7 protein-coding genes are annotated in these 12,615 nt (G+C 64.2%); 4 read left to right on the plus strand and 3 right to left on the minus strand.

Features of this window, described 5'->3' with window-relative positions:
* Positions 1–62 precede the first annotated feature (62 nt).
* The 3 genes from AC3CCE_RS28090 (at position 63) to AC3CCE_RS28100 (ending at position 5,042) form a co-directional block, all read left to right on the plus strand.
* Positions 63–1,538, plus strand: coding sequence for a sensor histidine kinase (locus tag AC3CCE_RS28090; RefSeq protein ID WP_023705427.1), 1,476 nt, complete (start codon positions 63–65; stop codon positions 1,536–1,538).
* Positions 1,538–4,504 carry a bifunctional [glutamine synthetase] adenylyltransferase/[glutamine synthetase]-adenylyl-L-tyrosine phosphorylase gene (locus AC3CCE_RS28095; protein ID WP_352512362.1) on the plus strand — a complete coding sequence of 989 codons (2,967 nt, stop codon included), beginning with the start codon at positions 1,538–1,540 and terminating at the stop codon, positions 4,502–4,504. Before AC3CCE_RS28090 ends, AC3CCE_RS28095 begins: the two co-directional genes overlap by 1 nt.
* A 64-nt stretch (positions 4,505–4,568) precedes the next feature.
* Complete coding sequence (locus AC3CCE_RS28100; protein ID WP_023702181.1) at positions 4,569–5,042, plus strand: EF-hand domain-containing protein; 474 nt, start codon at positions 4,569–4,571, stop codon at positions 5,040–5,042.
* Positions 5,043–5,146: 104 nt separating this feature from the next.
* On the opposite strand, the gene AC3CCE_RS28105 is transcribed toward AC3CCE_RS28100, so the two are convergent.
* A complete protein-coding gene (locus AC3CCE_RS28105) occupies positions 5,147–7,468 on the minus strand; it encodes a PAS domain-containing sensor histidine kinase (protein WP_352512361.1) in 2,322 nt (773 codons plus the stop codon).
* Between the two features lie 311 nt (positions 7,469–7,779).
* Positions 7,780–10,419, minus strand: coding sequence for an aminopeptidase N (gene pepN / locus AC3CCE_RS28110; protein ID WP_352625971.1), 2,640 nt, complete (start codon positions 10,417–10,419; stop codon positions 7,780–7,782).
* Between the two features lie 420 nt (positions 10,420–10,839).
* Here pepN and AC3CCE_RS28115 point away from each other — a divergent pair, with 420 nt between their 5' ends.
* The gene (locus tag AC3CCE_RS28115; RefSeq protein ID WP_352512409.1) at positions 10,840–11,742 is read left to right on the plus strand and encodes a DMT family transporter; all 903 of its coding nucleotides are present in this window, start codon (positions 10,840–10,842) and stop codon (positions 11,740–11,742) included.
* Between the two features lie 18 nt (positions 11,743–11,760).
* On the opposite strand, the gene AC3CCE_RS28120 is transcribed toward AC3CCE_RS28115, so the two are convergent.
* Positions 11,761–12,573, minus strand: coding sequence for a helix-turn-helix domain-containing protein (locus AC3CCE_RS28120; protein WP_352512358.1), 813 nt, complete (start codon positions 12,571–12,573; stop codon positions 11,761–11,763).
* Positions 12,574–12,615 lie beyond the last annotated feature (42 nt).

A 12,615-nucleotide genomic window follows, 5' to 3' on the forward strand; every position in this document is an offset into this window, starting at 1 on the left:
CTCCAACAAAGGGGTAGGTCATGATGAGATTTCAGCCAAATCTCATCATGAGCTAGAACTCGATGGCCCTTTCCCTGCCGGCCATCATGAGGACGACGGCGGCGCGGCTTTCAGCGCTTTATTTCCTGCTTTTCGCGCTATGTGCCGTGTTGCTGGTCTTCTACATGACGTCGTTGTCGGCCCGCATGCTGACCGGCCAGACCCAGCAGACCATCAATGACGAGGTGCTCGGCCTCGCCCGTGCCTATCAGAGCGGCGGCCTGCCGCGGCTGGTGCGCGTCGTCGAGCAGCGCTCGCGCCAGCCCGGCGCCAACCTCTATCTCATTGCCGATGTCAACGGCCAGATCCTCACCGGCAACGTGCAGAGCCTGGCACCGGGGGTGCTCGAGACCGATGGCTGGACGACCGAACCCTTCTCCTATCGCCGTTTCGGCGAAGGTGAGCTTGAACGGCAGCGCAACCAGGCTTCTGACCCGAATGGCGCGCAGCCCGGCGAGACCGAAATTCAGTCCGAGGGCGAGAAGGGCCACAACGCCATCGCGCTGGTGCTGCGGCTGCCCAACCAGATGATCATGCTGGTCGGCCGCGATCTCGGCGAGCCCGAGCGCTTCCGCGCCGTCGTCCGCCGCGCCCTGATGCTGGCGCTGGGCATGATGGGCCTGGGCGGGCTGCTGATCTGGTTCCTTGTCGGCCGCGCCGCGCTGAAGCGCATCGACAGCGTCTCGGAGGCAAGCCGCCGCATCATGGGCGGCGATCTCACGGGACGGCTGCCGGTGACCGGCGCCGGCGATGAGTTCGACCGCCTGTCGGAAAACCTCAACACCATGCTGGCCAGGATAGCGACGCTCAACGAAGGGCTGAAGCAGGTCTCCGACAACATCGCCCATGATTTGAAGACGCCGCTGACCAGACTGCGCAACCGCGCTGAGGCGACACTTTCGGGCAAGCACAAGACCACCGACTACCGGCAGGCGCTGGAAGGCACCATCGCCGAATCCGACCAGCTGATAAAAACCTTCAACGCCATCCTGATGATCTCCAGGCTGGAGGCCGGCTATTCCTCGGAGAGCACCAGCAAGGTCGATCTCGCCGCCGCGGTGCATGACGTTGTCGAGCTTTATGAGCCGGTGGCGGAGGAGGCTGGCGTGGTGCTTGAAACTGCCGCGGACGGGAATTTTTCCGTCGATGGCAACCGCGAGCTGATCGGCCAGGCACTGTCGAACATCGTCGACAACGCCATCAAATACTCGACCGATGCGACGGAAAAGCCTGCCGTGCGCGTAGCCCTGCAGCGCGTCGGTCACGAAATCCGCCTTTCCGTTTCCGACAATGGCCATGGCATCCCCGACGATGCCGACCGCGCCAGGGCGACCGAGCGCTTCGTGCGGCTGGAAAAGAGCCGCTCGCAGCCGGGATCCGGCCTTGGTCTCAGCCTCGCCAAGGCGATCATGACTTTTCACAATGGCCGGCTTGAACTTCTGCCTGCCAATCCCGGATTGTCCGTTATCATGAGCTTCCCGGGGCGGGAGGACCATTGATGGCGGTGCGGATGGCGCAGAAACGGATCGAGACCGAATGGCGCCTGCAACTGGCGGCGCAGCTCGCGCCGCTGGATGAGACCCGCGCCCGGCGTGAACTGTCGGAGATCGCTGGCGATGCCAAGGACGAGAACCTGCCGCGGCTGGCGAAATTCCTAGGAGGCAAGGGCGCGGCCCAGGAGTTTCTCGCTGCCGTCTTCGATCTCTCGCCTTTCCTCCGCGATGTCGCGCGCCGCCGGCCGCAAATCCTCGACGCGCTGTTCGATGGCAGTGTCGAGGCTCGGCTGCTCGCCATCGCCGAAGCGATCGGCAAGGCCGCCTTTTCCGAGACCGTTTCCGAATCCAGCCTGATGACGGAACTCAGGCAGTGGAAGGGTGAAGCTCACTTCCTGATCGCACTTGCAGACCTCTCCGGCGAGGCCGATGCAGCGCTGACGGTAAGGCGCCTCAGCAATCTCGCCGATGCCTGCACCTGCGCGGCGGTCGACTTCCTGCTGCGCGAGGCGCACAGCCAAGGCAAGCTCAAATTGCCCGATCCCGAAAATCCGTCACGGCAATCCGGCTGGATCGTGCTCGGCATGGGCAAGCTTGGCGCGCATGAACTGAATTTCTCCTCCGACATCGACCTCGTCGTCTTCTTCGATCCGGATGCGCCGGCGATCGTCGATCCGCTCGACGCCACAGAGCTGTTTGCGCGCCTGACCCGCAGGCTGGTCCGCATCCTGCAGGACCGCACCGGGCACGGCTATGTCTTCCGCACCGATTTGAGGCTTCGTCCCGATCCAGGCTCGACGCCGCTGGCGATCCCGGTCGAGGCAGCACTTCGCTACTATGAGGCGCGCGGCCAGAACTGGGAGCGCGCCGCCATGATCAAGGCGCGTCCCGTGGCCGGCGATCTCGATGCCGGGGATGCGTTCCTGCGGGAATTGCAGCCCTATGTCTGGCGCAAATACATGGACTATGCGGCGATCGCCGACGTTCATTCGATCAAGCGCCAGATCCATGCCCACAAGGGTCATGGCGAGATCGCGGTCAAAGGACACAACGTCAAGCTCGGCCGCGGCGGCATTCGCGAAATCGAGTTCTTCGTCCAGACCCAGCAACTGATCGCCGGCGGCCGTTTTCCGGAGCTGCGCGGCCGCGAGACGGTGCCGATGCTGGGTGCGCTGGCGGCGCGCAACTGGATCACCGCCGATGCACGCGACGCGCTCACGCAGCAATATTGGTTTCTGCGCCGCGTCGAACACGCCATCCAGATGGTCGCCGACGAGCAGACGCATATTCTGCCCGACGATGATGAAGGGCTGGAACGCATCGCCCATATGCTGGGCTTTGCCGATGCCGCCAGATTTGCCGAAACCTTTCGCGCGGCTTTGCATGAGGTCGAGCGCCATTACGCCGCGCTGTTCGAGACCGCGCCTGAATTATCGGCAGGCGTCGGCAATCTGGTCTTCACCGGCGATGTCGACGATCCCGACACGCTGCAGACCTTGCACGGCCTTGGCTTCCAGCGGCCAAGCGACATCTGCCGGGTGATTCGAGGCTGGCATTTCGGCCGCTACCGCGTCACCCAGTCGGCGGAAGCGCGCGAGCGGCTGACCGAACTGACGCCGGCGCTGCTCAAAGCCTTCGGCCAGACGCGCCGGGCCGACGAGGCGCTGGTTCGCTTCGACGAATTCCTCGCCGGCCTGCCCGCCGGCATCCAGCTGTTTTCGCTGCTGCAGTCGAATCCCGCCCTGCTGAAACTAATGGCGACGATCATGGGCGCCGCGCCTCGGCTGGCGGCAATCATCACAAGGCGCCCGCATGTCTTCGACGGTCTGCTCGACCCGGCGCTGCTCGCCGAACTGCCCAACCGAGCCTATCTCTCAGCGCGGTTGGCCGCTTTCATCGAAGGCGACCGGGCTTATGAGGACGTGCTCGACCGTTTGCGCATCTTTGCCTCCGAGCAGAAATTCCTGATCGGTGTCAGGCTGCTCGCCGGCTCGATCGACCCGGCGCGCGCCGGCCGCGCCTTTTCCGATCTCGCCGACCTCACCATCGACGCCGCATTGCAGGCGGTGACCACCGAATTCGCGCTGCGTCATGGCCGCATCGCCGGCGGCACCGTGTCGCTGCTCGGCATGGGCAAACTCGGCAGCCGCGAGCTCACCGCCGGCTCCGATGTCGACCTCATTCTGCTCTACGACCACGACGCGAATGCCGACGAGTCCGACGGCGACAAGCCGCTCGCACCATCGCACTACTATACCAGGATGACGCAGCGGCTGATCGCGGCTGTCTCGGCGCCGACCGCCGAAGGCGTTCTCTACGAGCTCGACCTGCGCTTGCGGCCATCCGGCAACAAGGGGCCGGTGGCCACCCACATCGATGCCTTCACGAAATACCAGCGCCAGGAGGCCTGGACCTGGGAGCACATGGCGCTGGCCCGGGCGCGCGCCATCGGCGGCGACGCGGCCCTTTGCGCCGAGGTCGAGGTCGAGGTGGCGGCACTTCTGGCCTTGCCGCGCGATGCCGCCAAGGTGAGGGCAGAGGCATCCGAGATGCGCGCGCTGATCGAGAAGGAAAAATCGCCGCGCGATCTCTGGGACATCAAGCTCATCTCCGGCGGCCTCATCGACCTCGAATTCATCGCGCAGGTGGCGGTTATAACCGGGCAGGTCGAAGCCGGCCGCAGGGTGACCGCGACCGGCGAAATCCTGGCGCATCTGTCGCCGGATTTCGCCGAGGCTGACGTCAGGCAGCAGCTTTGCGAAGCCTACCAACTCTATCTGGCGCTGACCCAGATGACGCGGCTTTGCCTCACCGGTGCATTCGAACGCGATGACGTTCCGCCGGGATTGTCGGATCTGCTTCTGGCGGTGACTGACCTGCCGGATTTCGGTGTGCTGGAAGCACATCTCAAGGAAACGTCGCAAAAGGTCAGAAAGGATTTCAACCTTTTGCTTCGTACGAAACGGTCGTGAGGGCGTGAAGCGTTGGCGGCTGTTTCGGATCGCATCGGGGGTGACGATGCAACAGGAGATACCCATGAGAAAGACAACCGGACTTGCCCTTGCCTTTGTCGCGCTTGCCGGCGCCGTTGGCACCACCGCCTATGCCGAGAACAATGCCAGCGCCAGAATGCGCGAGGGCGCGATGATGCGCCTCGACAAGGCGATGAAGGATTCCAACGGCACCATCAGCTTCGACCAGTTTTCCGACGCCATGAACGCGCGGCTGAAGAAGCTGGTCGCCGATAATGGCGGCAAGCTGACAGTCGCCCAGCTCGCTGACGCGCTGGAGAAGGCGCGGTTCGAGGAAATGGCCAAGCGCATAGTTGCCCGCTACGACAGCAAGGGCGACGGCACGCTGACCACGGACGACATCACCGGGCGCGAGAAGAAGGTGTTCGCCATGCTCGACCGCAACAATGACGGCAAGATCGAGCGCAACGAACTCCCAAAGAAAGGCCGCATGGGCCGCCACCACCAATGGGACGGCGGCGACGACAGCATGGAGTGAAATGGCGATATGTCTCCGGCGGCGAAAGCCGCCGGAGCCCTTACATGACCGGGGCTACTCAGTCCTTGAACGCGGCGGAGAGCACCGCTCGCATTGGCGGGCCGTCAGGCCGCCGCCTTCACCGCCAGCGCCGGCTTCTTCACCGGAATGCGCACCGACACGATCGTGCCGACGCCTTCGGTCGAGCGGATTTTCAGCGCGCCGCCCTGCAGCTCGGCCAGCGAGCGCGAGATGGCAAGGCCGAGGCCGGAGCCGGCGTGGTTCTTCGAAAACTGGTTCTGCACCTGTTCGAAGGGGCGGCCGAGCTTGCTCAGTGCCTCCTTCGGAATGCCGCAGCCATTGTCCTCGATGGTCAGCACCAGCGCGCCTGACGTGTTGCGGGCGCGCACCGAGATATGGCCGCCCTGGCCGGTGAACTTCACCGCATTCGACAGCAGATTGATGGCGATCTGCTTGATCGCCCGGCGGTCGGCGAACAGCGTCATCGTATCGGCGATGCGGGTTTCGACTGTGATCGATTTCTCCGCCGCCTGCAGCGAGATCACCCGCACCGTCTCGCGGATCAGCGGGCAGAGATCGATTTCCTCGCGGTCCACCGAGAATTGGCCGGCTTCGATCTTCGACATATCGAGTATGTCGTTGATGACGCCGAGCAGATATTTGCCGCTGCCGTTGATGTCGTTGGCATATTCCTCGTAGCGCGGCGAACCGAGCGGCCCGAACAGGCCTTGTTCCATCAGTTCGGAGAACCCGATGATGGCGTTGAGCGGCGTGCGCAGCTCGTGCGACATGTTGGCTAGGAATTCGGATTTGGCCCGATTGGCGGCCTCGGCGCGCTCGGTTTCCTTCATATATTCGCGGTTGAGCTCGACCAGTTCCTTGGCGCGCTCTTCCTCGGCCCGGCGGGCGAGGCTGAGGTCGTGGATGGTCGCCATCAGCCGGCGCTCGCTGTCGACCAGCTTTTCCTGGTGCAGCTTGATCTGGGTGATGTCGGAGCCGACGGAGACCGTGCCGCCGTCCCGGGTCCTCAGTTCGTTGACCTGCAGCCAGCGGCCGTCGGAGAGCTGCCGCTCGAAGGTTGCGCCCCCTTGCGGCCCGTTGGTGTTGGCCAGCCGCCGTTCAGAGGCGAAGGCCAGCATGCGCTCTTCAAGCACGGCGCGCGCAGCGCCCGGCATGACGTCGCGGTCCGACAGGCCGTTGTCCTTCTGGTATTTGGAATTGCACATGATCAGGCGCTGGGCGGCATCCCACAGCACGAAGGATTCGTTGATGTTTTCGATCGCGGTCCGCAGGCGCAGGTCGGCCGCCTCCGAGCGCAGCGCCAGATGCCGCTGCTCGGTGACGTCGACGGCAATGCCGATCAGCTGGATCTCAGGCGCTTCCGGGTCGATCACCTGGGCCCTGGCGCGCATCCACACCCACTGGCCGTCGGCGTGACGCATCCGGAACACCTGGTCGATATGGTCGATCTCGCGCTCGACGATTTTGTTGGCCAGCTCGAACAGGTCGCCGTCCTCGGGGTGGATGATGTCGTCGACCTCGCCGAACGACAGCATCGAGTTGCAGGGCTCGTAGCCCAGCATGTCGTACATCGAGCGCGACCAGTACATCTTGCCGCGCACCATGTCCCAGTCCCACAGGCCGCAGCGACCGCGAACCAGCGCCATGTCGATGCGCTGATGGGCTTCGAGATAGATGCGGTCGGCTGTCTGGGCGCGCGATGCCTGGCCGAAATAGGCGTAGAGGATGATGATCAGCACGCCGGCTGTCAGCACAAACAGCGTGACGTTGAGCGAGACGGTCTTGCGCCAGTTGTCGAACACTGCTTCCTGCGGCACCAGCACGGCGGCGGCGTTCTTGCGGTCCCGGGTCAGGCTCACCGCCGCGTACCAGTCCTGGCCGCCGATGCTGACATCCATGACCCCGGCGCGGTCGCCGAACATGAACAGCGGCTGGCCGTCCAGCACCAGGCTGTCCAGCGATCGCCCTTGCCAGCCGGTCGACAGCGGCGACACGGCAATGATCTTGAAGGCGCTGTCGGTGATCACAAGCACATGGCTTCTGCCCATGGCGCCCTGGCGGCTCGTGCTTTCCAGAAGATCAATTGCACCGCTGGATGCCGCGGTCGGGTCGGCCGAGATTGCGTTCGCCATCTGGCCGGCGGCGAGACCCAGCACCGCCTTGACGTCGCGCTCGGCCTCGTCGCGCTCGTTCATCAGCGACAGCACGCGCAGTGCGGCGATGACGATCAGGAAGATGATGATGAGAGCCGGTATCGAACGGCGCAGAAGGGGTTCGGCAGCCAGGAGCCGCCGGTAGGCTGGTTCAGCGATGAGCCGCGTATTGCCGGCGAGGCCGTCGCCTCGCGCCTTGCGGCGCTCAAAAGCCGTCCCTTCGGGCGCGCCCCACGCGTCCGCCTTGGCCATAAATGGCACTCCCCGAATTTCCGTACGCTTGACGATCCGGCAACACCGCACGTCCGAATCGTCTGTAAAGAATCAAAGGTGATTCGCCTTGTCCAGAGGCGCGGCCGAAAAACATTAAAAATTGATTGAAATAACGCTGAAATCCCTCCCCCTTGAGGGGAGGGTGGCCCGAAGGGCCGGGTGGGGTCCTCGGCGAAGCGCTCGACTCTCTCAATCACGGTCGAAGTTGGTCGAGGTCGCGCACTGCCGCAACGACCCCACCCGTCCATCCGCCTTCGGCGGCTGTCCACTCTCCCCTCAAGGGGGAGGGATCAGGCCAGCGTACGCTCCACAATGTCCCGCAAATCCGCCGACAGGTTTTCGCCATTGGCGATCGCCAGCAGCGCTTCCCTTGCCTTGGCTTGCCTGCCCGGCTCCAGCGAGCGCCAGGAGCGCAGCGCTGTCGCCAGCCTGGCCGCCACCTGCGGATTGCGTTTTTCAACCTCGAGTACGGTCTGGGTAAAAAACCGGTAGCCTTCGCCATCGGCTCGGTGGAAGCCGGTCTGGTTGGCGCTGGCGAATGTGCCGACCAGCGAACGCACCCGGTTCGGATTGGCCATCGAGAAAGCTGCGTGACCAGTCAGCTTGCGTACCGTATCGACTGTCCGGGGTCCCGGCACGCTGGCCTGGATCTGGAACCATTTGTCCATGACCAGCGGATCGGCGCCATAACGCGCCTCGAAATCGGCCAGCGCCTTGATCGCCTCCGGCGAACCGTCATGGCGGTGCGCAAGGACGGTCAGCGCTGCGGCGCGGTCGGTCATGTTCGTCGCGACCTCGAAATGCCGGGCGGCGAGCGCAGCACCTTCCGGCTGCAGCGAGAGGTAGTCGAGCAGGATGTTGCGCAGCGCGCGGCGTCCCGCACTTGCCGCGTCGGGGCTGAACGGCCCGTCGTCGGCTAGGCGGCCGTAGAGCTTGGCGAAGCTGTCTTTGTTGGCGCGCGCGATTGCCAGCGCCAACGCCTCGCGAGCGGCAAAGATGGCGTCGGGATCGATGTTAGTGCCGAGGTCGCGGGCAATGTCGGCCTCGCCGGGAAGTGACAGCGCCAGTGCCCGGTAGGCAGGCTCCAACGTCTCGTCGCCGGCGATCTTCCCGGCAAGTCCGGTCAGCCTGGCGGTGAAAACCGTTTTCGCGCCGCCGAGGATCTGGCGGAAAGCCGCTATCAGCGCATCGGTGAGCAGCGTGTTGAACGCCTGCCAGCGCGCGAAGGCATCTCTGTCATGGCCAGCGAGGAAGAACTGGTCGTCGGCCTTCTGCTCGACCGAAAGCGTGATCGGCGCCGAAAAGCCGCGGTTCAGCGACACCGCCGGCCGCTCGGCGACGCCTGAGAAGCGCACCATGTGACGGCGCTTGCGGATGTGGATAACGCCGTCCTCGACGGTGGCTCCCTCGACGCCATCATAGGCGACCGGCTCACCGCCCGCGCCGACCAGCCCGAAGGCGAGCGGAATGTGCATCAAGCGCTTGCGGCTCTCCGACGGTGTCGGCGGCACCGACTGCTCGATCTCAAGCGTAAACTCGCGCGTCGCCGGATTGTGCGTCGAACTGACGGTCAGGTTCGGCGTGCCCGCCTGGTGATACCAGAGCGCGAACTGCGACAGGTCGCGCCCGGAGGCGTCCTCGAACACCTTCAGGAAGTCCTCGATCGTCGCGGCCTCGCCATCATGGCGCTCGAAATAGAGGTCCATGCCGGCGCGGAAAGCCTCGGCCCCGAGGATAGTGCGGATCATGCGCACGACTTCCGAGCCTTTTTCGTAGACCGTCGCCGTGTAGAAATTGTTGATCTCGCGGTAGCGGCGCGGCCGCACCGGATGCGCCAGCGGTCCCTGGTCCTCGGGGAACTGGTGTGCCCTCAGCGTGCGCACTTCGGCGATGCGCTTGACCGCGCGCGAGCGCTGGTCGGCGGAGAATTCATGGTCGCGAAAGACCGTCAGCCCTTCCTTGAGGCAGAGCTGGAACCAGTCGCGGCAGGTGATCCTGTTGCCGGTCCAGTTGTGGAAATACTCATGCGCGATGATCGCCTCGATATTGGCGAAATCGGCGTCGGTGGCGGTTTCCCGGTCGGCCAGCACATACTTGTCGTTGAAGATATTGAGGCCCTTGTTCTCCATGGCCCCCATGTTGAAGTCGGAAACGGCGACGATGTTGAAGACGTCGAGGTCGTATTCGCGGCCGAAGGCCTGCTCGTCCCATTGCATCGAGCGCTTCAGCGCATCCATGGTGTAGCCGGCAAGCCCCTCCTTGCCTGGCTCGACATAGATGCCGAGTTCGACCTTGCGGCCGGACATGGTGACGAAACGGTCCGCAACCTTGCCGAGATTGCCGGCCACGAGCGCAAACAGATAGGACGGCTTGGGGAAGGGGTCGTCCCAGACTGCAAAGTGCCAGCCGTCGGCAAGCGCGCCGCTTTCGACCGGATTGCCGTTGGAAAGCAACAGCGGCGCTTCGTCCAGCCTCGCCTCGATACGCACGGTATAGACCGACAGGATGTCGGGGCGGTCGAGGAAATAGGTGATGCGGCGAAAGCCCTCGGCCTCGCATTGCGTGCAATAGACATTGCTGGAGCGGTAGAGGCCCATCAGCGCCTCATTGCTGGCCGGCGCGATCTCGGTCTCGAGCAGCAGCTGGAAACGGGCCGGCGGCCTCAAAATGGTCAGCTGGTCCGGCGTGGCGAGATACTCGGCCGGGGCAAGCTCGCGACCGTCGATGGCAATGCGCTTGAGCACCAGCCCGTCGCCGTCCAGCACCAGCGACGTCGAGGCGGCGGCGCCATCGCGGCGTTCGATCGTCAGCACTGCGGTGACACGCGTTGCGTCTGGCGAAAGGCGGAAGGTGAGGCCGGTTTGCGGGATGGAAAAGTCGTTGGGGCGGTAGTCTTCGAGCTTGAAGACCTGGCCGGTATCGGTTCGCATTCCCTTGGGTTTCCCTGTCGCTATCGGAGCCGCTGACGTGTCCTGGCCCATTAAATCTAAAGTTGCGCGCTCTTTACACGAAACGGTCACTCGACAAAACTGCGCCAATGCCTATTTCGGGGCGTTCCCCTTCCGCCATCATCGTGAGGCCTTGATGACCGTCGTCACATCGAAGTTCGGCATGGGCGCCTGTGTACCGCGTTGTTCGACGCGCATCTCAGCGGAGATCCGGGAAGCAACAAAACAGTGAAAGCCGGGCCTGGAGACGAAGCGGGCGGGAAACTGTCCGATCATCCCGGCGCGCATCGGCCCAAAAATCAATGTCGATTTTTGGAAAGCACGATGCGCAGATTCAAAGTGTCAGAGCGTCCTTTGCGCGTCGAAGACGACGCGCGGCGCTCTAATGTTCTCACCGGGATCATGCTCAAGGTCATGTCGGTGGCGGTCTTTGTCAGCATGCAAACCTGCATCAAGGCCGCCGGCACTTTGCCGGCCGGCCAGATCGTCTTCTTCCGCTCCTTCTTCGCCATCTTCCCGATCATCGTCTTCCTGGCCTTCACGAGAAAACTGGGCACGGCGTTTGCCACCAAACGCCCGCTGAACCACATCGCACGTGGTGTCGTCGGCGTCTGCGCCATGGGGCTCGGCTTCTTTGCGCTGACCCGGCTGCCGCTGCCGGAAGCGATCACGCTGAACTATGCCCAGCCTTTGCTGGTGGTGGTGTTCTCCTCGCTATTCCTCGGCGAAGCCATTCGCATCTATCGCTGGAGCGCGGTTGCGGTCGGTCTGGTCGGCGTGCTGATCATCTCCTGGCCGGAGCTGACGCTGCTCACGTCGGGCGCCGCGCTCGGCGACCAGGAGGTGCTGGGCGTCATCGCTGCTCTCGTTTCTGCGGCAATCTCCGCCAATGCCATCCTGCTCGTGCGCAATCTTGTCCAGACCGAACGAACCGCGACCATCGTGTTGTGGTTCTCGGCGACGGCGAGCGTCATGGCGCTGCTTACGCTGCCCTTCGGCTGGCAGGCGCTGACACCGCCGCAGGCCGGTCTGCTGGTCGCAGCGGGCTTCTGTGGCGGGCTGGCGCAGATTTTGATGACGGCGGCGTACCGCCATGCCGAAGCTTCGGTGGTGGCGCCGTTCGAATACACCTCGATGATCCTCGGCGTCGTCGTCGGCTATTTCGCCTTTGGCGATATCGCCACCATCAACACGCTCGTCGGCGGTGTGATCGTCGTTGCCGCCGGCATCTTCATCATCTGGCGCGAGCGCCAACTCGGCCTGGAACGCACCCGAACGCGGAAGGCAGCGCCACCACAGGGGTGAGGAGGTCCACGGGGTTGCTCAGTTAGCTTCCGCACGTTCCTTCGCCAGCCGCACCAGCACCGCTCGCGTCTGCTCGTCGGCCGGGAAGAAAGACTCGATCGCCAGTTCCGACAGCGTCACGTCAAGCGGCGTGCCGAAGACGGTGATGGTGCTGATGAAGGACAGCACCTGGTCGCCATGCGCCAGCCGCAGCGGATGGACGATGCCGTTGGGCTCGACCGGCACCGGCCGCGCGCCCTTGAGCCCGGAGGGATAGGTTCGCAATTCGCGCTCCAGCTCGACCAGGACGGGATCGCCGGCGGCATCGTTCTGGTGTTTCAGCCGCTCCAGCAGATGCGCCCGCCATTCCGCGAGATTGACGATGCGCGGTGCGATGCCGTTCGGGTGCAGGCTGAGGCGCAGCACATTGACCGGCGGCTGGAGCAGCGACGGCTCGGCAACATCGGCCAGAAACGGGCCGATGGCGGCATTGGCGGAAATCAGGTTCCAGTGCCGGTCGACGGCGAGGGCGGGGAACGGCTCATGCCCTTTGAGCACGCTCTCGACCGCGGCAAGCGCCGGCGCCAGCGTCGTATCTGTGAGTGGCCGCTCGCTGAAGCTCGGGGCAAAGCCGGCAGCCAGCAACAGCTGATTACGCTGCCGCAGCGGAATCTCAAGCTGCTCGGCCAGATGCAGCACCATCTCGCGCGAGGGCGCGGCGCGGCCGCTTTCGACGAAGGAGAGATGACGCTGGGAAATCTCAGCCCCCATTGCGAGATCAAGCTGGCTCATGCGCCGGCGCGTGCGCCATTCGCGGATCAGGCTGCCGGCGGAGGTTTGGACTGTTGTCATCGGGCAGGATTAAGGCGGCGGGAGAGGGATTTCAATTACGTC

This window comes from Mesorhizobium sp. P160187 (assembly GCF_057766425.1).